The sequence below is a fragment of the Propionivibrio sp. genome, assembly GCF_047602565.1.
GTDB lineage: Bacteria > Pseudomonadota > Gammaproteobacteria > Burkholderiales > Rhodocyclaceae > Propionivibrio.
The window spans coordinates 3,858,548-3,877,815 of the sequence record NZ_JASGGX010000001.1; the positions used below are offsets into that span (position 1 = coordinate 3,858,548).

At 67.0% G+C, this 19,268-nt stretch carries 19 protein-coding genes and 2 pseudogenes; 13 read left to right on the plus strand and 8 right to left on the minus strand.

What is annotated here, in order from left to right; translation table 11 throughout:
• The first annotated feature begins 32 nt into the window (after positions 1-32).
• A complete protein-coding gene (locus QM701_RS18230) occupies positions 33-1,055 on the plus strand; it encodes a TRAP transporter substrate-binding protein (protein ID WP_415168425.1) in 1,023 nt (340 codons plus the stop codon).
• Positions 1,056-1,095: 40 nt separating this feature from the next.
• On the opposite strand, the gene QM701_RS18235 is transcribed toward QM701_RS18230, so the two are convergent.
• Together QM701_RS18235 and ytfE are read right to left on the minus strand one after the other, a co-directional pair.
• Positions 1,096-1,632 (minus strand): hemerythrin domain-containing protein, encoded by a 537-nt coding sequence (locus tag QM701_RS18235; RefSeq protein WP_415168426.1) that lies wholly within the window; start codon positions 1,630-1,632, stop codon positions 1,096-1,098.
• Between the two features lie 173 nt (positions 1,633-1,805).
• Positions 1,806-2,471, minus strand: a complete 666-nt coding sequence (gene ytfE / locus QM701_RS18240; RefSeq protein WP_415168427.1) for an iron-sulfur cluster repair protein YtfE — start codon at positions 2,469-2,471, stop codon at positions 1,806-1,808.
• 143 nt (positions 2,472-2,614) lie between these two features.
• Between ytfE and QM701_RS18245 the strand changes: the two are divergent.
• The 5 genes and pseudogenes from QM701_RS18245 to QM701_RS18265 form a co-directional block, all read left to right on the plus strand.
• Positions 2,615-3,295: pseudogene (locus tag QM701_RS18245) on the plus strand (GAF domain-containing protein); the annotation flags it as partial.
• 73 nt (positions 3,296-3,368) lie between these two features.
• A pseudogene (locus QM701_RS18250) lies at positions 3,369-4,190 on the plus strand (sigma 54-interacting transcriptional regulator); the annotation flags it as partial.
• 84 nt (positions 4,191-4,274) lie between these two features.
• Complete coding sequence (locus QM701_RS18255; RefSeq protein WP_415168428.1) at positions 4,275-4,574, plus strand: type II toxin-antitoxin system RelE/ParE family toxin; 300 nt, start codon at positions 4,275-4,277, stop codon at positions 4,572-4,574.
• A gap of 3 nt (positions 4,575-4,577) precedes the next feature.
• Positions 4,578-4,865 carry an addiction module antidote protein gene (locus QM701_RS18260; RefSeq protein WP_415168429.1) on the plus strand — a complete coding sequence of 96 codons (288 nt, stop codon included), beginning with the start codon at positions 4,578-4,580 and terminating at the stop codon, positions 4,863-4,865.
• Between the two features lie 94 nt (positions 4,866-4,959).
• Positions 4,960-5,490 (plus strand): GNAT family N-acetyltransferase, encoded by a 531-nt coding sequence (locus tag QM701_RS18265; RefSeq protein ID WP_415168430.1) that lies wholly within the window; start codon positions 4,960-4,962, stop codon positions 5,488-5,490.
• Positions 5,491-5,509: 19 nt separating this feature from the next.
• Here QM701_RS18265 and cax read toward each other — a convergent pair whose 3' ends face one another.
• The gene (cax, locus tag QM701_RS18270; RefSeq protein ID WP_415168431.1) at positions 5,510-6,607 is read right to left on the minus strand and encodes a calcium/proton exchanger; all 1,098 of its coding nucleotides are present in this window, start codon (positions 6,605-6,607) and stop codon (positions 5,510-5,512) included.
• A 178-nt stretch (positions 6,608-6,785) separates the two neighbouring features.
• Entirely contained in the window at positions 6,786-9,008 is a 2,223-nt protein-coding gene (pth, locus tag QM701_RS18275) for an aminoacyl-tRNA hydrolase (RefSeq protein ID WP_415168432.1), read from the minus strand.
• On the opposite strand from pth, the gene QM701_RS18280 reads away from it, so the two are divergent.
• On the plus strand, positions 9,007-9,417 hold the full coding sequence (locus QM701_RS18280) for a DUF4186 domain-containing protein (RefSeq protein ID WP_415168433.1): 411 nt from the start codon (positions 9,007-9,009) through the stop codon (positions 9,415-9,417). The genes pth and QM701_RS18280 overlap by 2 nt on opposite strands.
• A 109-nt stretch (positions 9,418-9,526) precedes the next feature.
• On the plus strand, positions 9,527-10,981 hold the full coding sequence (locus QM701_RS18285) for a DUF2252 domain-containing protein (RefSeq protein ID WP_415168434.1): 1,455 nt from the start codon (positions 9,527-9,529) through the stop codon (positions 10,979-10,981).
• Positions 10,982-10,999: 18 nt separating this feature from the next.
• Here QM701_RS18285 and QM701_RS18290 read toward each other — a convergent pair whose 3' ends face one another.
• The 4 genes from QM701_RS18290 to QM701_RS18305 form a co-directional block, all read right to left on the minus strand.
• Complete coding sequence (locus tag QM701_RS18290) at positions 11,000-11,458, minus strand: DUF2721 domain-containing protein (protein ID WP_415168435.1); 459 nt, start codon at positions 11,456-11,458, stop codon at positions 11,000-11,002.
• 136 nt (positions 11,459-11,594) lie between these two features.
• On the minus strand, positions 11,595-12,107 hold the full coding sequence (locus tag QM701_RS18295; RefSeq protein ID WP_415168436.1) for a superoxide dismutase family protein: 513 nt from the start codon (positions 12,105-12,107) through the stop codon (positions 11,595-11,597).
• A gap of 119 nt (positions 12,108-12,226) precedes the next feature.
• Positions 12,227-13,633, minus strand: a complete 1,407-nt coding sequence (locus QM701_RS18300; protein WP_415168437.1) for a sensor histidine kinase — start codon at positions 13,631-13,633, stop codon at positions 12,227-12,229.
• Positions 13,630-14,325 carry a response regulator gene (locus QM701_RS18305; protein WP_415168438.1) on the minus strand — a complete coding sequence of 232 codons (696 nt, stop codon included), beginning with the start codon at positions 14,323-14,325 and terminating at the stop codon, positions 13,630-13,632. Before QM701_RS18305 ends, QM701_RS18300 begins: the two co-directional genes overlap by 4 nt.
• 375 nt (positions 14,326-14,700) lie before the next feature.
• On the opposite strand from QM701_RS18305, the gene phnD (QM701_RS18310) reads away from it, so the two are divergent.
• The 5 genes from phnD (QM701_RS18310) (at position 14,701) to phnE (QM701_RS18330) (ending at position 19,265) form a co-directional block, all read left to right on the plus strand.
• Positions 14,701-15,747 carry a phosphate/phosphite/phosphonate ABC transporter substrate-binding protein gene (gene phnD / locus QM701_RS18310; protein WP_415168439.1) on the plus strand — a complete coding sequence of 349 codons (1,047 nt, stop codon included), beginning with the start codon at positions 14,701-14,703 and terminating at the stop codon, positions 15,745-15,747.
• 56 nt (positions 15,748-15,803) lie between these two features.
• Positions 15,804-16,811 carry a phosphate/phosphite/phosphonate ABC transporter substrate-binding protein gene (gene phnD, locus QM701_RS18315; protein WP_415168440.1) on the plus strand — a complete coding sequence of 336 codons (1,008 nt, stop codon included), beginning with the start codon at positions 15,804-15,806 and terminating at the stop codon, positions 16,809-16,811.
• Between the two features lie 75 nt (positions 16,812-16,886).
• A complete protein-coding gene (phnC, locus tag QM701_RS18320) occupies positions 16,887-17,645 on the plus strand; it encodes a phosphonate ABC transporter ATP-binding protein (protein WP_415168441.1) in 759 nt (252 codons plus the stop codon).
• The gene (gene phnE / locus QM701_RS18325) at positions 17,642-18,457 is read left to right on the plus strand and encodes a phosphonate ABC transporter, permease protein PhnE (RefSeq protein WP_415168442.1); all 816 of its coding nucleotides are present in this window, start codon (positions 17,642-17,644) and stop codon (positions 18,455-18,457) included. The genes phnC and phnE (QM701_RS18325) overlap by 4 nt, the downstream gene beginning before the upstream one ends.
• A complete protein-coding gene (gene phnE, locus QM701_RS18330) occupies positions 18,450-19,265 on the plus strand; it encodes a phosphonate ABC transporter, permease protein PhnE (RefSeq protein ID WP_415168443.1) in 816 nt (271 codons plus the stop codon). Before phnE (QM701_RS18325) ends, phnE (QM701_RS18330) begins: the two co-directional genes overlap by 8 nt.
• Positions 19,266-19,268: the final 3 nt, after the last annotated feature.

Sequence of the window (19,268 nt, forward strand, 5' to 3'; positions counted from 1 at the left end):
CTCGGACGGTAGATAAAACGGAGGATATTGTCATGAAAAACAGATTTGCCGGTATGTTGCTCTGCGCGGCCGCAAGCGCGCTGATCCTGCCGGGAACGTCGGCCGGCGCCGACGACATCCAGCAGCGGACCATCCGCTTCGGCCACCTCAACAACCTCGACCATCCGGTGAGCGCGGGCGTGAAGAAGTTCGCCGAGATCGTCGCGGCGAAGAGCGGCGGCAAGATCCAGGTCAAGGAGTATCCGTCCAACCAGCTCGGCACCGAGCAGCAGCAGACCCAGGCCCTGCGCGGCGGCACGCAGGAGATGCAGTCGCCGGCCACCACCTCGATCGTCGGGCTGGTCAAGGATCTCGGCGTCATCGATTTCCCGTTCGCGGTGAGCACCTACCCGCAGGGCTTCGCGCTGGTCGACGGGCCGCTGGGCGACGCGCTGGTCAAGAAGCTGCCGGAAAAGGGCCTGATCGCGCTGGCCTTCTGGGACCTCGGCTTCCGCAACACCACCAACAGCAAGCACCCGATCGCCAAACTGGAGGATTTCGCGGGGCTGAAGCTGCGCGTGATTCCCAACCCGGTGTTCCTGGAAAGCTTCCAGGCGCTCAAGGCCTCGCCCATGCCGCTGAGCTTCAGCGAGCTGTACACGGCGCTGGAGACCAAGGCGGTCGACGGCCAGGAAAACCCGTTCAACGTGATCCGCTCGAACAAGTTCTACGAAGTCCAGAAGTACGTCAGCGCGACCAACCACGTCTATGCGGCGAACATCATCCTGGTCAGCAAGATCTTCTGGGACAAGCTGTCGGCCACCGAGCAGAAGATTCTGCGCGACGCCGCGCTCGAAGCGCGCGACTACCAGCGCAAGGTCAGCCTGGCCGCGGCCGAGGAATCGGTGAATGAACTGAAGAAGGCCGGCATGCAGTACAACGACGTGCCGCCCGCCGAACTGGCGCGCATGCGCCAGGCGGTGCAGCCGGTCATCGACAAGTTCATGAACAGCTACGATCCGGAGATCCAGAAGCTGTACAAGTCGGAAATCGAGCGGGTGCTGAAGATCAAGTAGGCAGGGGAGGTGCCGGGCCGGCGGCAGCGCCGGCCGGCCGTCAGTGCTTCACGCCGCGGCGCGCGCTCATGGCGACGCTCAGCGCGCGTACGTCGTCCGCCGCCAGCAGCCGGCGCGCCAGCGGCAGCAGTTCGCCGTTCTCCCGCGCGATGTGGCCGCGGTACAGCGAGGCGAGCCGCCGCACGGCCGCCTCGTCCAGTTGCGCGGCCTCGCCCGCGGCGATCGGCGCCAGCTGGCCGCGCATCACGGCGAGCGCGGCGGCCATCCGGGCGTGGTCGTCGAGCAGGTCGCGGATCAGGGCCTGCACGCTTGCCGCCTCGGCCGGCGCGGCACGGGCGGCGAGCACGGGAAACAGGTCGCGCTCCTCGTCCTCGTGGTGGTTCGGGCCGGCCAGTTCGAAGTAGCGCAGCACGGCCTGCGCCGCCCCGCGCGCCTGCGCGTCCGCGCCGTGCGCCGGCAGGTAGTCGAGCAGCCGCTCCAGCGTGCGCAGCTGGGCCTCGATGCGGTCATGGCAGGCCCCGAGCATTTCCAGCGGCTCGTCGAGGGCGGGCGCCGTGGGCAGGAGCGAATCGGCCATCGTGCGGGTCTCCTTCATGTCATGCGTGGCAAATGAAAAGCGCGCCACGGAAGGTACGGAGAAAAAGCGATTTGACCACGGCGGCACGGCGAGAAACAAAATCTGCTTTTCGCCGCGCCGCCGTGGTCAATCGTTTTTTATTTTGCCCCGCACCCCGTAGCTGATTGCCGGCATCAGACGATGTGTCCGGCGTTGATGAACAGTATGTTGTTTTCCAGGTGGATGTGCTGCATCAGGTCCTCGCGCAGCTTCGCCAGGCCGGCATACAGCGCACGCCAGGTGTTGCAGGCGTCTGCCGGCGCGGTGATGTCGTCGGTCAGCGCCTCCAGGCGGGCGAGCGCCTCGCCGTGCTGGTCGTGCTCGTAGCGCATCATCGAGATCGGCGACTGCGCCTCGGCCTCGCGCCCGGCGAGCAGCATCGGGAAGAGCACCTGCTCCTCCTTCATCATGTGGCTGAGCAGTTCCTGGAACATGGCGTCGAGATGGTCCGCGAGGCCGGCCGGGCAATCCGGGCGCGTCGCATGCACGTGCTCGACGCGCCGCGCCAGGCGGATCAGCTCGGGAATCTCCTCGCGGTGCCGTTCGTGGTAGCGGCGCAGGATGTAGTCGATCAGCTCGGCGGCCGGCGCGCTGCGCCAGTCGCGAATCTGCGTTTCGCCGCCTTGCAGCGGTTCGAGCTGCTTCAACAGCGCGGCGAGGTCGACGCCGCGCTTGGCCGCCGCCTCGCGCAGGCTGACGTGGCCGCCGCAGCAGAAATCGAGCTTGTGCTGGTGGAAAATACGGGTCGCGCCGGGCAGGGCGCAGGCGAGTTGTCCAATGGGTTGTTCGTGCAGGTTCATGGTGTGCTCCTTGAGTGACGCCATGCTTAAAGCAGGCTGCGTGCCAGGATATAATTGGCTGATTTATAAAGAATCCTTGTGGAAAAGGTGATTTTTACCTTATCATTTCAGGGTTCATTGCACCGTCAAAGGTTTTATTTACCATGATCACTTCGCTGCTGCTCGCCGACCTGGTGACCGAACTGCCGCATCCGGTGCGCCTGCAGCGCCTGGTCAACGCCATCCGCACGCACTTCAGCTGCGGCGCCGTCGGCCTGCTCAAGATCGAGGGCGACGGGCTGCGGCCGCTGGCCGTCGACGGGCTGGTCCGGGAAACGCTCGGCCGGCGTTTCGTGGTGGCGCAGCATCCGCGCCTGTCGGCGATCCTCGCCAGCCGCGCGCCGGTGCGCTTCCCGCCCGGCAGTCCGTTGCCCGATCCGTACGACGGCCTGCTCGAAAATCATCGCGACGAACCGCTGCCGGTACACGACTGCATGGGCGTCAGCCTGCACCTCGACGGCCAGCCGTGGGGCGTGCTGACGCTCGACGCGCCGGACAGCGATGAAGGCGGCGGCGAGGTGTTTGACACGCCGGCCCGCGACGCGCTGGCCGAGCTGGCGCTGCTGGTCGAGGCTTCGGTGCGCATGACCCGGATCGAGGAGGAGAACCGCGCCCTGCGCGCCGGCCGGAGCGCCGAGACGGGCCGCTCGCCGGCCGACGGGGCGGCCGGCGAGCCGGAAATCGTCGGGCAGAGCGGGGCGCTGCTCAGCCTGCTCAAGGAGCTCGACGTGGTCGCCGATTCGGAGCTGCCGGTGCTGCTGCTGGGCGAGACCGGCGTCGGCAAGGAACTGTTCGCGCACCGCCTGCACCGCATGTCGCGCCGCGCCGCCGGGCCGCTGATCCACGTCGAACTGCGCGGCGCTGCCCGAATCGCTGTCCGAGAGCGAGCTGTTCGGCCACGTGCGGGGCGCCTTTTCCGGCGCGCTCGCCGACCGCGCCGGACGGATCGAGGCGGCGCAGGGCGGCACGCTGTTCCTCGACGAAGTCGGCGAACTGCCGCTGGCCGTCCAGGCCAAGCTGCTGCGCACGCTGCAGAACGGCGAAATCCAGCGCCTCGGCGCCGACCAGGTGCTCAAGGTCGACGTGCGCATCGTCGCGGCCACCAACCGCCAGCTGCCCGAGCGCGTGCGCGAAGGCCACTTCCGCGCCGACCTGTACCACCGGCTTTCGGTCTATCCGGTGCGCATTCCGCCGCTGCGCGAACGCGGCAACGACGTGCTGCTGCTCGCCGGCCGCTTCCTGGAGATCAACCGCACCCGGCTCGGCCTGCGCGGCCTGCGCCTGTCGCCGCGCGCCGAGACGGCGCTGTGCGCCTACGCCTGGCCGGGCAACGTGCGCGAACTCGAACACGTGATCGGCCGCGCCGCCCTGCGCGCGATCAGCCACGGCGCCGGGCGCGGCGAGATCGTCACCCTGGAGCCCGCGCACCTCGACCTCGACCTGTCGCCGGACGGGCACGTTCCGCCGGCAGACTTCGCCGCCGCCGGCGATCGCGCGGAAGATCAGGCCGGCGAAGCCGCCGACCTGCCGCTCAAGCCCGCGCTCGAAGCCTACCAGCGCCAGCTCATCCGCCAGGCCCTCGCCCGCTGCGGCGACAACTGGGCCAGCGCCGCGCGCGTGCTCGGCCTGGATGCGAGCAATCTGCACAAGCTGGCGCGGCGGCTGGGAATAAAGGCGTGAGGCCCATGTCAAAACGGGCGGGCGCGGCCTTGATCGAGAGGCGGGGTCGTTGCACATTAGTATCCAATTGGATACAATAACTCGATGAACACCTTTCTGCGGTCGATTGAATTCGACGCTTGGCTCTCCGCGTTGAAGGACAAGGTCGGTCGAGCGCGCATCGCGTATCGCATCCGCGCCGCCGAGCACGGCAATTTCGGCGACTGCGAGCCGGTCGGCGAGGGCGTTTCGGAGATGCGCGTGCATGTGGGCCCCGGCTATCGTATCTATTACACGCGCCGGGGAAAGGTGGTCTACCTGCTTCTGCTGGGCGGCGACAAGTCTTCCCAGCAGCGCGACATCAAACGCGCCGTCGAGATGGCGCGCGCCTTGGACAAGGAGTGAACCATGACCAAATTTACCCCCTTCGATGCCGCCGACTACCTTGACGACGAAGAAACCATTGCGGAGTTCCTGACTGCGGCGTTGGAAGACCCGAACCCCGACGTATTCCTGACCGCCGTTCGGGATGTCGCCCGCGCGCGCGGCATGACCCAACTCGCCAAGGATGCCGGGCTCGGCCGCGAAAGCCTCTACAAGGCGCTGACTCCAGGTGCCAAGCCACGCTATGACACGGTGCTCAAACTGCTGCATGCTCTGGGGGTGAAGCTTTCGGCGACGCCGGTGCATTCTTGAGGCCACCGCCGGTCCATGCGGCAGACGTCCGGCATCGAAGCCGGCAACCCGGCTCGCCGGCAAGCACATCCACTGAATCTTCAAGGAGACCGTAATGGGGGAACTCAACGTCGTACGCTGCGATTTCGAGCGGCATGCGGACGCGATCCTGGCTATTTTCAACGAAGCGATTGTGAATTCGACGGCGCTGTACGATTACCGACCGCGTACGCCGCAGAGCATGGTTCCGTGGTTCGACGCCAAGCGCGCCGGGAATTTTCCCGTGATCGGGGTGGAGGATGCAGACGGCGGCTTGCTGGCTTTCGCCAGCTACGGCACGTTCCGGGGCTGGCCGGCGTACAAGTACACCGTCGAGCATTCGGTGTATGTGCATAAGGACCATCGCGGGCAGGGACTGGGCCGCAGGGTGCTGCGGGAATTGATCGCGGCCGCGCGACGGAACGACGTGCACGCCATGATCGGCGGCATCGATGCGACGAACGCCGGCAGCATCGCGCTGCACGAGCGGCTTGGTTTCAAGCACGCCGGCACGCTGCCGCAGGTCGGCTTCAAGTTCGGCCGCTGGCTCGATCTGGCCTTCTACCAACTGCTGCTGGACACGCCCGCCCATCCGTGCGACGGCTAGGCCATCGTTGCGTGCAGCCCTAGGCAGGCAGGAAGAAGAAGGCGAGCCCGAGGATCAGATAGACGGCGAGCAGCATCACGCCCTCCATCCAGTTGGATTCGCCGTCCGAGGTGATCAGCACGACGATCCAGGCGGAGGTGGCGATGGCCAGCACTTCGAAGGTGGTGAACAGCAGATTCATCGGCTGGCCGAACAGATAGCCGCAGAACACCAGCAACGGCGCGACGAACAGCGCGATCTGGATGCTTGAGCCGATGGCGATGTTGATCGCCAGGTCCATCTGATTCTTCAGCGCCATCATGACCGCCGTGCTGTGTTCGGCCGCGTTGCCGACGATGGCCACCAGGATGACGCCGATGAACACGTCGCTCATGCCCCATGCCTTGGCCGTATGTTCGACGGCGCCGACCAGAAACTCGCTCATCACCGCGGTGAGGACCGAGGCGATGAACAGCACGATGATGGATTTCGTCTTGCTCCAGGTGTCGACGCCGAGGGCTTCTTCGAGCGCGTCCTCGCTTTCCTCCGTGGCTTCTCCGACGTAGAGGTGGGCGTGGGTGCGCAGGCTGAAGATCAGGCTGAGGATGTAGCAGATGAACAGCACGATGGCGATTTCCAGGCTCAATTCCTGTTCGTGCGGTTCCGGCAGGCCGGCGACGAGCATGTGGAAGATCGCGGGAATGATCAGGCCGATGGTCGACAGCGCCAGCAGGGTGGTGCCGACCGACGCCGCGGTGCGGTTGAAGCATTGCGTCTCGAACTTCAGGCCGCCGAACAGCACGCTGGCGCCGAGCACCAGCAGGATGTTGCCGATGATCGAGCCGGTGATCGACGCCTTGACCACGTCGAGCAGCCCCGCGTGGAGCGCAACCAGGCCGATGATGAGTTCGGCGGCATTGCCGAAGGTGGCGTTGAGCAGGCCGCCGATGCCCGCGCCGTAATGCTCGGCCAGATGTTCGGTGGCGGTGCCCATGAGCCCGGCCAGCGGAATGATCCCCAGGCCGGCGGTGACGAATATCCAGGCCGGATCGGCATGCGCCAGTTCCAGGCCGGTACATATCGGAATGAAGACCAGCATCGCCGACAACGGCGTGATTTCGATGGACCCGATGCGCATGATGCCCCCCATGAGTGTGTCGCTCGCCGTCTTTTTGTTCGCGGAAAACGCAAGCCGCCGTTTTCCCGACCCTCGACCCGCTCTTTCTTTTTAGTAGATAAAACGGGCCCGTGTCCGGAAAAAACGCCATGCCCGGATCGAATCGTTGCGCGGCCTATCGGCAACTTGCCGTGCGGGTCTAGCGAGACTTTTCGAGTTTTATCTGCCTGGCGATCTCGATCACCCGATCCGCCGCCAGATCTATCCCGGCATCGACGCTTGCGAGCTGCTCCGGCGAGAACGGGGTCAGTACGAAGTCGACGATCGACTGTCCGTCGAAAGGTTTGCCGATGCCGACCTTCACGCGGCGGAACCTGTCGTCCTGAAAATGCTGCAGGATCGAGCGCACGCCGCCATGTCCTCCGTCCCCGCCGCGATTTCTGGCCCGTACCGCTCCCAAGGGCAGGTCCAAATCATCGTGTACGAGAATGCATTGGCAAACCTTGATATCCAGTTTCCTGGCAGCCTTTTGTACCGCGCCGCCGATGTCGTTCATTGGGGCAAGCGGCTTGACGAGGCAAAGAGACATTCCGTTCAGCTCTGCCCGGCACACGGTGGCGAAATCATCGTCCGCAATCCAGCCTTCCGCCTGACGGCCCGCCAGCGCGTCAAGTACGCGAAAGCCCACGTTGTGCCTGGTGTCCGAGCGATAGGCCTCCGGATTTCCGAGTCCTATGACGACCACCCCAGTATCGCGGGAGCCGGATTTCCGCGCGCCGGGAGTCGCCGAAACCCCCGCCGCATACGACGTGGCTCGTCCGATCGCCCCCGTCGGCTCCGAGGGTACGTGCAAGAAGCGGCATGCGCTGGGACGGTAATCCCTCCGCGCGATTCCGGCGGGATCGACCTTTTTGAGCCATTCGGGTTCGTCGCAATAGAACATTCGGCCGCAGCCGGAGCGCCAGCACTCCACTTTGCCGCTTCGGGCGAGGATGAGCCGTTCGAGGTGGTCTGCGCGGGTGGAGCCTTTCAAGAGAACGAGATCGCCCGACTGGAGATACGAGGACAAAAACGCTGACGCATCCCGGAGCGAAGGAAATGCGAACAACTGATCTTGATCGTTTCGTTTGGCGCGTAGGGATGCGGAAGAGCGCGGGCCGACAAACAGCACGCAGTCAGCCGAATCCAAGGCCTTTCTCGCCACTTCCGAATAACGCTTGCTGGAGTCCCCCGTGTAGTCGGAAAGCGTTCCCACGACGACTATCTTTCGTTTGGCGCGGGCGTGGCGCATGAATGCGAGAGTCGGTTCAACGGTCCAGAAGGGCGCTTTCCAATCATCACGGATGAATGTCACACCGTCCTCCAGTTCCACGGGGGACATGCGGCCTTCAAACGGCTTGACCGTGGCCAATGCCTCGGCGGCGGCCGGCAACGGAACGCCAAGTGCAACGGCCGTGGCAATGGCGGCCAGCACGACGGGCGCCCAGTGGACGCCGCAGAGTTGCGTTTCCACACGGACGGACTGGCCGAGCCAGGTGACGGTCAATGAAAGCCGGTCAGGCCATGATGATTCGACCTCGGTTCCCCGCAGCATCGCCTGATCGCCCATGCCGTAGGTGACGGTGCGGCCGGAAAAAAGCGCTTGCATCGCGATGACGCGCGAATCGTCCGCGTTGAGAATCGCGATTCCATTGGGCGGCAAGGCCCGGATCAATTTGCTCTTCTCTTCGGCAACGCCGTCGATGCCGCCGTATGCCGACAGATGATCGCCGCCGATGTTCGTCACGACGCCCACGGTCGGCTGATAAATCGCCAGTTGCCGGCCCATGCTGTCGTCGTTGATCAGGGCGATCTCGGTGAGGCAGTATCGGTCCGTGGGGCGCGTGCCCAGTACGAAGCGGGCCACGTGTTCCGGGCCGTTCATGGTTCCCGCTCCCTTTCTTCCTCCCGGGAGATGGCGTTCCAGAATGGCGCCCAGCAGATCCTTCGTCGTCGTCTTGCCAGCGCTCCCCGTTATCCCGATGAATTCGGTCCGGCCGAGCGAGCGGCGCTTCATGGCCGCCAATCGATAAAGTGAGCCGAGATATACGGTCGAGATCAGCCGGTCCCGGCGCCATTCGACGCCTTTCCAGATACGTTCATGGACGTACCGGCGAATCCCCTGGAACTGGTGGAGCCTCCAGTCGATCCACCTGCGGATGTTTACGGCGACATTCGGTTCGGCTTTTTGCTGCATTTTGTTTTTCCCCGTCGTCAGATAAACGGAACCGGCAAAATGCACGCTAAGTCGCGGCATCAATGATGTCTGTGAAATAATTAACAGTTCGCCACGATTTCCGGATAAAAAGCGGAAACGTTGCTGTAAAGCACCATATCCATGCGTTTCAGCCTTTCGATCACCGCCTTTATCGTCCGGCGACATGCGCGACCTCGATGATCTGTTCGCCGCATTGACGAAGTCCGGCTTCCGCCGCGGCTTCTCGCTGCGGCCGCGCGAGCGTGCCTACCTCGCGGCGAACGGGCGCGAAACGGTCGCGGAGCATGCGCGGGCTTTCGTGGCGCAGCGGCTGGCGCCGGCCGAGCCGGCCAACGACGGCCGGCAGACGCCGTTCCGCGGACATCCGGTGTTCGTCGCGCAGCATGCCACGGCGACGTGCTGCCGAAGCTGCCTGGCGAAATGGCATCGCATCGCGGCGGGACACCCGCTGACGGCGGAAGAGCAGGCGCACGCCGTGGCCGCGATCATGCGCTGGCTGGACGCGCAGGAGGGGCAGGACGCGCCGCCGCAGCCGAACGCCGCATCGCGGCGCGGCCAGGGCTCGCTTTTCTGAGCGCCGCCGGGCATCGGCCCGGTCGTCCGGCGATGCGCGAAGATGGCGCGAGGCCGCACGGAGTACCATCTGGCGTGGCCGCTTCCCGGCCTTTTTCCTGGAGTCCGACATGGCGTTTCCCGAGCTTGCAGGCGCAGCCGCCCTCGATCCCGATCCCGCCGGGCCGCGCCACGTCATCCTGCCGGGCGTCGACGGCGCCAGCTACCGGTCGCTGCGCAGCCGGCCGATGCCGCGTGCCGAACGCTTCGCGCTCGGGCGCAGCCTGCGCCAGAAAGTGCCGCGCGGCGCGCTGGGCGAGTGGACGCCGGCGGCGGACCGGGTCGATCCGGTCGAGCAGATCATCCGTGCGCACGAGGGGCGGCTGGAATGGCTGATCCCGGTGCGCGTCGGCCGCATGATGGCCTCGCCGTACAGCTTCCTGCGCGGCACCGCCGGGGTGATGATCGAGGACCTCGCCCGGCTGCCGGTGACCGGCATCACGCCGGTGGTCTGCGGCGACGCGCACATGGGCAATTTCGGCTTCTACGCCTCGCCCGAGCGCGATCTGGTGATCGACCTCAACGACTTCGACGAGGCGCATCCCGGCGCGTGGGAGTGGGACCTGTGGCGGCTCGTCGCCAGCGTCTGCGTGGCCGGGCGGCAGAACGGCGCGAGCGAGGCCGCATGCCGCGACGCGGTGCTGGCCTGCGGCCGCGCGTATCGCCGCGAGGTGGCTTACCTCGCCGAGGAGCCGCTGCTGTCGCGCTCCTTCGAGCGGCTCGACGTCGCGCGCCTGCACGAGACGGTCACCGAGAAGTCGCTGCGCGGCGAGATCGCCCGCGCCGCCGCGCGCGCCCGGCGCTCGAACAGCGACCGCGTGCTGCCGCGCCTCACGGCCGAACGCGACGGCGTGCGGCGCATCGTTGACGAGCCGCCGCTGCTCCGGCGCGTGCCGGAGGAGGTCGCCGAGCGGGTGGCGCACGGCCTGGACGCCTACCTCGCCACGCTGGCGCCGCACTGGCGGCGGGTGCTGGGCGGGTACACGCTGATCGACGTGGCGCACAAGGTGGTCGGCGTCGGCAGCGTCGGCCTGCGCGCTTTCGTCGCGCTGCTCGAAGGCAGCAGTCCGGACGACATGCTGTTCCTGCAGGTCAAGCAGGCGCGGCGTTCGGTCCTGGCCCGCCACGTCCACGGCGAAGCGGCGTGGCACGCGCACCAGGGGCAGCGGGTGGTCGAATACCAGCAGGCGCTGCAGACCGTCAGCGATCCGCTGCTCGGCTGGACGACGATCGACGGCCGGCAGTACTACGTGCGCCAGTTCCGCGACATGAAGGGCGGCGTCGATCTCGACGCGATCAGCGCCCGCGCGCTGGGCGACTACGCCGGCATCCTCGGCCACCTGCTCGGCAAGTGCCACGCGCGCACCAGCGGCGCGTCGATGATTGCCGGCTACGTCGGCGCCTCCGACAAGCTCGACCGCGCCCTGTGGCGCTTCGCCCGGACGTACGCCGACCAGACCGAGGCGGACCATCAGGCGCTGGTCCGGGCGGTCGCACGCGGCGTTCTGGCGGCGGAGAGACTGTGAAAAGCGGTTGATCGCTTTTCAATGCTTGGCGCTCACCCCCAGGCTGACGCCGAGGTAGACCTCGCGCAGGAAGAGGCCGAGCGAGACGATCATCGCGCTCATCGCCAGGATGAAGCAGACGGCCACGGCGCGGGCCACGTCGATCGACGCCAGCGCGCCGAGGAAGGCGCCGGCCACCACCAGGCAGATCAGCAGGGCGGCGAAAATGGCCGCCAGGATGGCCAGGTAGATCAGGCGGATGCGCCGGACCAGCAGATGCAGGTCGCCGCGCAGGGCGTCCGGGCAGCGTTCCCCGGCGTCCTTGACGCGGTCCTGCAGCAGGCGGCGGCGGTCGACCACGCGGATCAGGCGGGTGTTCATCACGTTGACCAGCGTGGCGATGGCCGTGAGCAGGAACACCGGCGCGACGGCCAGGCGGATGACTTCCGCGATGGCGGAAATGTGTTCATGCGCGTTGGGCAACAGGCCGGCATCCATGCAAGATCTCCTGCTCGCGCGGGCAGCGGGGCGTGCTGGCGCTCGCCTCGCTCCCGCCCGACGTGTGTGGCGGAAGTACGCAATGATAGCGGCCGCGGCGCGGAGGCGGGAAGCCGGCCCGCCTGCGCGGCGCGGTTCAGCGGGCGACGATCACGCCGCAGGCGACGCGCGCGCCGGAGTTGCCGGCGGGCTGGGATTTGTAATCGTCGGGATCGGCATGCACGACGATGCTGCGTCCGACGACCCCGGTCGGCCCCGACAGGCCGACGCCGGCGAGGGTGAAGTCGAAGGCGGCCTCGCCGCGGGCGTTGGCCATCAGGTTCGGCATGTCGCCGCCGTGGTGCTCCGCTTCGGCGTAATGCCCGTGCGGCTTGCCGGCGGGATTGAAGTGGCCCTTGGCGCTGGCGGCGTCCGGCGCCGAGCAGTCGCCCGCCTCGTGGATGTGGAAGCCGTGCGCGCCGGGCGCCAGGCCGGCGACCTCGGCCTGGATTCTCAAGCCGCCGGGCGTTTCGGCAAAGCTGACGTTCCCCGAGACGTTGCTGCCGGACCGCGCCGAGAGCGCCGCCGTCGCCGCCGGCCGTTCGGGAATGCCGGCGCAGGCGGCCAGCAGGGCGGTGGACATGATGCCGATGATGCCTGAAATTCTCATGACGACCCTCCATGGAAGAAGAACAAGGCACCGGAAGCGAGGGCTCCCGATGGCGCCGTCATCGCTGCTCCGATTCGCGCCCTGTCGAGACAGCGGGCGGGATCATTCGTTCAACATGCTCACCCCGCCGCCGCCGCGAAAGTCACCCGTGCGTCGAGCCCGGCGGCGCCGGTTTCGCGGGTGGCGTTGGCGAGGGCGATGCGGCCGTCGAGGGAGAGCGCGATTTCCTTTGCAATGGCGAGGCCGAGGCCGCTGCCCGAGGCGGAGAAGCTGCTCGAAAACGGCTCGAACAGCTGGTTCATCTGCTCGTCCGGGATGCCGCCGCCGGAATCCCAGACCAGCAGTTCGACCGCGCCGCCGGCCGAGCGCACGCGGATGCCCAGCTTCTGGCCGGGCGGGGTGTGGCGGATGGCGTTGTTCAGGAGGTTGCGGATCAGTTCGCCGACCAGCCAGGCGTCGCCCCGGATCAGGCCGTGGCCGTCCGCGTCGTCGAGCTCGAAGTCGAGGTCCTTTTCCGCGATCAGCGGCGAGAGCTCGACCGCCGCCTCGCGCGCCAGGTTGCCGAGGTGGCACAGGTCGCTCAGCCCCTGGCTGCGGCGCTGCTCGATCTTGGCCAGCAGCAGCATCTGGTTGGCCAGCGTGATGGTGCGCTCGACCGTGCCGGAGATTTCGCGCAGCACCACCTCGCCCGGCGCGTCGCCGCGCAGGCCCGACTGCAGCTGCGTCTTGAGCACGGCCAGCGGCGTGCGCAGCTGGTGCGAGGCGTTGGCGATGAAGCGTTTCTGGTGGTTGACCAGCCGGGCCAGCCGCTCCATCAGCTGGTTCATGGCCTGCGTCACCGTGTCGAGTTCGAGCAGACCGGTGCGCAGGGCCAGTGCCGACAGGTCGTCGGCGGAACGGCGGCCGAGCTCGTCGCGCAGGCGGTTCAGCGGCCTGAGCGCCCGGGTGACCGAGACGTACACGGCGAGGCACACGGCGGCGACGAGCAGGCCCTGCCGCAGCAGCGTGTTGCGCAGGATGTCGCGCGCCGACTCCTCGCGGATCTTCATCGGTTCGGCGACCTGGATGACCACCGTGCCGGCCTCGTCGTTGGAGAACACCGGCTGGAGCAGCGCGGCGACGCGGATCGGCTCGCCGTGGAAGCTGTCCTCGTAGAACTGGACGACCGCCGGATAGGCCGTGTTCTTCGGCAGGGTGCCGCGATACGGCTGCAGGTCCTCGTCGCCCGACAGCAGGCCGCCGCCGGAATCGCTGACGCGGTAGTAGTAGCGGCCCGACTGCTCGGTCTCGTAGATCTCGAACAGCGCCAGCGGCAGCGACAGCCGGTAGCGGCCGTTCTCGAAACGCACGGAATCGCCGACGGCATGCGTGGTGGCGAGCAGCGTGCGGTCGTAGGCCACGTTCACCGAGTGCAGCGCGCTGCGGTACAGGAACCAGGTGTCGATCGCCAGGATGGCGCACAGCGGCAGGGTGATCCAGGCCAGCACGTAGCTGCGCACGGAAAACCGGCGCGCGGGCACGCTCACTTTTCCTTTCCGGACGCGGCCGCCGCCGTCTCCTCGCGCAGCAGGTAGCCGAGGCCGCGCAGGGTCATCAGCGCGGTGCCGGTGCCGGCGAGCTTCTTGCGCAGGCGGTGCGCGACCACTTCGATGGCCTCGAAATGCACCTGCTCCTCGTCGGAGAACACCACCCGGAACAGGCGTTCCTTGGTTACCGCGTGGCCGTGCCGGGCGATCAGCGCCTGCAGCATGGCCTGCTCGCGCGGCGTGAGCACCAGCGGCTCGCCGCCGATGTAGAAGGCGCCGGAGTCGCGCTCGAAGCGCAGGCTGCCGCAGGTGATGCGCTCTTCCTCGTGGCCGCGGATGCGCCGCGCCAGGGCGTTGATGCGCGCCTCCAGCTCGTCGAGGTCGAAAGGCTTGGACAGGTAGTCGTCGGCGCCGGCGTTCAGCCCGGCGATGCGGTCGCCGATCGACGAGCGCGCGGTGAGGATCAGCACCGGCGTGCCGATGCCGGCGTTGCGCATGCGCTGCAGCAAATGCAGGCCGTCCTCGCCGGGGATGTTCAGGTCGAGCAGGATGATGTCGTGCGCGTCCTGGCGGATCGTCTGGAAGGCCTTCAGGCCGTCGAAGCAGGGCGTGACCGCGAAGCCCCGTTTTTCCAGCGCGCGCACCAGCGCCTTCGACAGATCGGGGTCGTCCTCGACAACCAGGATTCTCATGGGTGACCGGGTCCAGGGAAAACGGGAGCGGTCGAGCTTATCTCGTTCGGTGCGGGATGGAAAGGCGGGCGGCAATACGGCTCCTCCCCCTTGAAGGGGGAGGTTGGGTGGGGGATGGGGTTGTGCGAGGTTAGGCGCTCACCCCATCCCCACCCCAACCCTCCCCTTGAAGGGGAGGGAGAGGAAGCGCCGTCTGAAAGCTGTTTGAAAGCCGGGAGAAAGGCGATCGCAAGTCTGGCGGCCTCTGCCGGGGAAGGCGTCGTTCGGCGCGGGCTAGAATCGGCGCGAACGGGCAACGACCCGGGGCGTGTCATCCGGGGCGCGGACCGCCGCGCCGTACAGACGGACCGATAAATCACAGGAGCGAGGTCAAGCATGCAGCAGATCGTTTTCAATGGAGGGAACCGGCGTGGGCGCCGCCTGGCGGGCGGCGTGCTGGCGGCGCTGGCGCTGTCGGCGGCGGGAGTCGCGCAGGCGCAGGACGCCTGTCCCAACCGGGGCCTGCTGGACCCGGCGTATTGCGACGCGAACAAGGACCTGGTGGCCGATCCGCCGGCCGACGCGAAGAAATTCCGCAATCCCGGCACGCTGGTCTTCTCCTTCACGCCGCTCGAAGACCCGTCGGTCTACGAGAAGATCTTCGATCCCTTCGTCAAATACCTGTCGCAGTGCGTGGGCAAGAAGACGGTGTTCTTCTCGGTGCAGTCCAATTCGGCGCAGATCGAGGCGATGCGCTCGGGGCGCCTGCACCTCGCCTTCTTCTCGACCGGGACGACCAACTTCGCGGTCAACGTGGCCGGCGCCGTGCCGTTCGCCATCCGCGCCGACGACAAGGGCGCGCACGGCTTCAACCTGATCGTGATCGTGCGCAAGGACAGCCCGATCCAGAAGATCGCCGACCTGAAGGGCAAGAAGGTGGCGCACACCTCGCCGTCCTCGACCTCGGGCAATTCGGCGCCGCGCGCGCTGTTCCCGGCCATGGGCGTGACGCCGGAGAAGGACTACCAGGTGCTCTATTCGGGCAAGCACGACCAGTCGATCATGGGCGTGCTCTCGGGCGACTACGACGCGGCGCCGGTGGCTTCCGACATCTACCAGCAGATGATCAGGCGCGGCGTGGTCAAGGAGGGGGATTTCCGCATCATCTACACCAGCGAGAAATTCCCGGTCAATTCGCTGGCCTATGCGCACGACCTGGAGCCCGGACTGCGCGACCGGATGGTCAAGTGCGTGCTCGACTACAAGTTCGACGCCGAGCTCTCCAAGGGCATGGAAGGCGCCACGCATTTCACGCCGATCACCTACCAGAAGGAATGGGCGGTGGTGCGGCAGGTCGGGGAGTCGGCGGGCGAGAACTACGGCAGCGCCGGATTCGAGAAGGAGCGGGCCAAGGAAGAAGCCGCCCGCGCCAAGAAACAATAAGGACGGCCGCCGGCCGGCGGCGAAAAAACAACCCTTCGTTACTTCAGGAGCCGAAAATGACCAAGACATCAAACGCGATCACCAAGAGCCTGCTGGCGCTGGCGCTGGCGCTGCTCGGCGCCGCCGCCGGCGCGTGGGCGCAGGACAACTGCCCGAACCGCGGCGACCTCGACGTGATGTACTGCGACGCCAACCACGACCTCGTCGCCGATCCGCCCACCGACCCGAAGAAGTTCCGCGATCCCAACACGCTGGTGTTCGCGTTCACGCCGGTGGAGGACCCGTCGATCTACGAGAAGCTGTTCCAGCCGTTCATGGGCCATCTCTCGCAGTGCGTGGGCAAGAAGACGGTGTTCTTCGCGGTGCAGTCCAACTCGGCGGAAATCGAGGCCATGCGCTCGGGCCGCCTGCACATCGCGGCGTTCTCGACCGGGCCGACCAACTTCGCGGTGAACATCGCCGGCGCCGTGCCCTTCGCCATCCGCGGCACGGCCGGCGTGCCCGAGGGCGTCTCGATCCAGCTGATCGTGCGCAAGGACAGCCCGTACAAGAAGATCACCGACCTGAAGGGCAAGAAGGTGGCGCACACCTCGCCGTCGTCCAACTCCGGCAACCTGGCGCCGCGCGCGCTGTTCCCGGCGCTCGGCCTGACGCCGGACAAGGACTATCAGGTGGTCTTCTCGGGCAAGCACGACCAGTCGGTCCTCGGCGTCAAGTCGGGCGACTACGACGCGGCGCCGGTGGCCAGCGACGTGCTGCAGCACATGATCGAGCGCGGCGTGGTCAAGGCCGACGACTTCAACACGCTGTACGTCAGCGAGAAGTTCCCGACCGACTCCTACGCCTACGCGCACGACCTCGATCCGAAACTGGTGGAGAAGATCAAGAGCTGCTTCTTCGACTACCGGATTCCGCCCGAGATGGCCAAGGGCCTGGGCGGCGACCGCTTCCTGCCGGCCGATTACAAGAAGGACTGGGAAATCGTGCGCAAGGTCTCCATCGCCGCCGGCCAGAACCTCGGCCGCAGCGGCTACGAGGCCGAGCAGAACAAGGGCAAGAAGTAGCCGGTCGCCGGCGTATCGGCGCAGTCCGCCGCGTCGCGCGACGCGGCGGCAATGAATTTCGGGAGGACGGGCGGCATGGCGGTGGTATTGAGCATCAAGGGGCTGGTCAAGGCGTACAAGCCGGGCGTGCCGGTGCTGAAAGGCATCGACCTCGACTTCGAGGAGCGCGGGATGACGGCGGTCATCGGTTCGTCCGGCACCGGCAAGTTGACGCTGATCCGGATCATCAACCGCCTGGTCGATCCCACCGAGGGCTCGGTCCGCTTCAAGGGGCTGGAGCTGTCGCACATCGCGGGCCGGGAACTGCGCGAGGCGCGGCGGCGCATCGGCATGGTCTTCCAGGAATACAACCTGGTCGAACGGCTGTCGGTGATGGAGAACCTGCTCACCGGCCGGCTGGGCTACGTCGGCGCGCTCGACGCCTGGCGGCGCAAGTTTCCGGCCGAGGACGTGGCGCACGCCTTCGAGCTGCTGAACGTGATCGGGCTGGCCAGTTTCGCGCACCAGCGCGCCGACAGCCTGTCCGGCGGCCAGCGCCAGCGCGTCGGCATCGCCCGCGCGCTGATGCAGCGGCCGGAAATCCTGCTGGCCGACGAACCCACCTCGTCGCTGGACCCGAAGACCTCGGTGGAGATCATGGAACTGCTCAAGTCGCAGGGCGTGGACAACGGCATCCCGGTGGTGGTCAACATCCATGACGTCGATCTGGCCCGGCGCTTCGCCGACCGCATCGTCGGCATGACCGGCGGCAAGGTCGTCTTCGACGGCGCGCCGGAGCAGCTGACCGACGACCACCTGAAACTGATCTACGGCGGGGAAGGGTGGCTGCAATGAGCCAGCCGGGCGTGCAACCCTTCCCGCGCCTGCCGTCCGGCGACGCGCGGCCGTTCCGTGCGTCCTGGCAGGCCCGGCTGCTCGCCCTGCTGGTCGCGGCGTACGCCTTCTACGCGCTGGGCCAGCTCGATTTCTCGCACGAGCGTTTCATCCGCGGGCTGGACAACGGCGCGCGCTTCCTGGCGCGCATGTTCCCGCCGAGCTACAAGAACTGGGACCAGCTGCTCACCGGCTTCGTCGAGAGCATGGAGATCGCCGTCCTGGCCACTTTCTTCGGCGTCCTGCTGTCGCTGCCGATCGCCGTGCTCGGCGCGCGCAACCTGATGCCGGGCTGGGCGACCTGGCCGGCGCGGCTGATCGTCACGCTGTGCCGCGCCTTCAACCCGGTGATCGTCGCCATCGTCTTCATCAAGGCGGTCGGCTTCGGCGCGCTGGCCGGCGTGCTGGCGCTGATCGTCGCCTCGGTCGGCTTCGTCGGCAAGCTGTTCATGGAGGCCATCGAGGAAATCTCGATGAAGCAGATCGAGGCCGTGCGCGCCACCGGCGCGCCGTTCATGAGCGTGGTGGCCTACGGCGTGCTGCCGCAGGTGATCGCGCGCCTGGTCGGCTTCTGCACCTACCAGCTCGACGCCAACCTGCGCAATTCGACGATGGTCGGCATCGTCGGCGCGGGCGGCATCGGCGGCGTGCTGTTCGCGGCCTTCCAGCGCTTCGAGTACGACTTCGTGCTGGCCATCCTGATCACCATCATCGCCGTCGTGCTGCTCGGCGAACTGGCTTCGAACTATGTCAAGCGTATCTTCCATGTCTGAGAGCGCCCGCGCGGCGTCCGCCTTCCCGGTCTGGGAGCGCCACACCCTGCGGCAGAAACTGGCGCGCACCGCGCTGTGGCTGGTGATCGCCGTCGCCGTGGCGCTGTCGTTGAACAGCATCGACGTGATCTGGGAATTCCTCTGGGACGCGCCCGAGCAGATGCTGGACATGGGCCGGCGCATGTGGCCGCCGGACCTGGGCTACTACCCGCAGGCGGTGCACTCGGCGCTGATGGAAACGTTCCACATCGCCACGCTGGGCACGCTGTTCTCGATGGTCTTCGCGCTGCCGCTGTCGATCCTGGCCGCGCACAACATCACGCCGAACCGGGGGCTGAACCTGTTCGCCAAGACCATGCTGGTGGCCAGCCGCTCGGTCAACTCGCTGGTCTGGGCGCTGCTCTTCGTCGCCGTGTTCGGTCCGGGGCCGCTGGCCGGGACGGTGGCGATTGCCTTCCGCTCCGTCGGCTTCGTCGGCAAGCTGCTCGGCGAGGCGCTGGAGGAGGTGCATTTCGGCGCCATCGAGGCCCTGAAGGCGGCGGGCGCCACGCAGACCAGCCAGATACTGTACGGCTACTGGCCGGCGGTGAAGCCCGCCTTCTGGTCGATCATGCTGCTGCGCTGGGACATCAACATCCGCGAATCGTCGGTGCTCGGCCTGGTCGGCGCCGGCGGGCTGGGCATGATCATGAACGCGGCGATCGACACCTTCCAGTGGGACCGCGTGGCGGTGATCCTGCTGACCATCTTCGCCGTGGTGGTGATCGGCGAGGTGGTGGTGACCTTCTTCCGCCGCCGGCTGATCTGAGCG

Excerpts from the sequence above, each read along its gene's own strand:
- QM701_RS18230 (WP_415168425.1), top strand. The coding sequence starts at position 33 with ATGAAAAACAGATTTGCCGGTATGTTGCTCTGCGCGGCCGCAAGCGCG.
- QM701_RS18235 (WP_415168426.1), bottom strand. The coding sequence starts at position 1,632 with ATGGCCGATTCGCTCCTGCCCACGGCGCCCGCCCTCGACGAGCCGCTG.
- ytfE (WP_415168427.1), bottom strand. The coding sequence starts at position 2,471 with ATGAACCTGCACGAACAACCCATTGGACAACTCGCCTGCGCCCTGCCC.
- QM701_RS18255 (WP_415168428.1), top strand. The coding sequence starts at position 4,275 with ATGAACACCTTTCTGCGGTCGATTGAATTCGACGCTTGGCTCTCCGCG.
- QM701_RS18260 (WP_415168429.1), top strand. The coding sequence starts at position 4,578 with ATGACCAAATTTACCCCCTTCGATGCCGCCGACTACCTTGACGACGAA.
- QM701_RS18265 (WP_415168430.1), top strand. The coding sequence starts at position 4,960 with ATGGGGGAACTCAACGTCGTACGCTGCGATTTCGAGCGGCATGCGGAC.
- cax (WP_415168431.1), bottom strand. The coding sequence starts at position 6,607 with ATGCGCATCGGGTCCATCGAAATCACGCCGTTGTCGGCGATGCTGGTC.
- QM701_RS18280 (WP_415168433.1), top strand. The coding sequence starts at position 9,007 with ATGCGCGACCTCGATGATCTGTTCGCCGCATTGACGAAGTCCGGCTTC.
- pth (WP_415168432.1), bottom strand. The coding sequence starts at position 9,008 with ATGTCGCCGGACGATAAAGGCGGTGATCGAAAGGCTGAAACGCATGGA.
- QM701_RS18285 (WP_415168434.1), top strand. The coding sequence starts at position 9,527 with ATGGCGTTTCCCGAGCTTGCAGGCGCAGCCGCCCTCGATCCCGATCCC.
- QM701_RS18290 (WP_415168435.1), bottom strand. The coding sequence starts at position 11,458 with ATGGATGCCGGCCTGTTGCCCAACGCGCATGAACACATTTCCGCCATC.
- QM701_RS18295 (WP_415168436.1), bottom strand. The coding sequence starts at position 12,107 with ATGAGAATTTCAGGCATCATCGGCATCATGTCCACCGCCCTGCTGGCC.
- QM701_RS18305 (WP_415168438.1), bottom strand. The coding sequence starts at position 14,325 with ATGAGAATCCTGGTTGTCGAGGACGACCCCGATCTGTCGAAGGCGCTG.
- phnD (WP_415168439.1), top strand. The coding sequence starts at position 14,701 with ATGCAGCAGATCGTTTTCAATGGAGGGAACCGGCGTGGGCGCCGCCTG.
- phnD (WP_415168440.1), top strand. The coding sequence starts at position 15,804 with ATGACCAAGACATCAAACGCGATCACCAAGAGCCTGCTGGCGCTGGCG.
- phnC (WP_415168441.1), top strand. The coding sequence starts at position 16,887 with ATGGCGGTGGTATTGAGCATCAAGGGGCTGGTCAAGGCGTACAAGCCG.
- phnE (WP_415168442.1), top strand. The coding sequence starts at position 17,642 with ATGAGCCAGCCGGGCGTGCAACCCTTCCCGCGCCTGCCGTCCGGCGAC.
- phnE (WP_415168443.1), top strand. The coding sequence starts at position 18,450 with ATGTCTGAGAGCGCCCGCGCGGCGTCCGCCTTCCCGGTCTGGGAGCGC.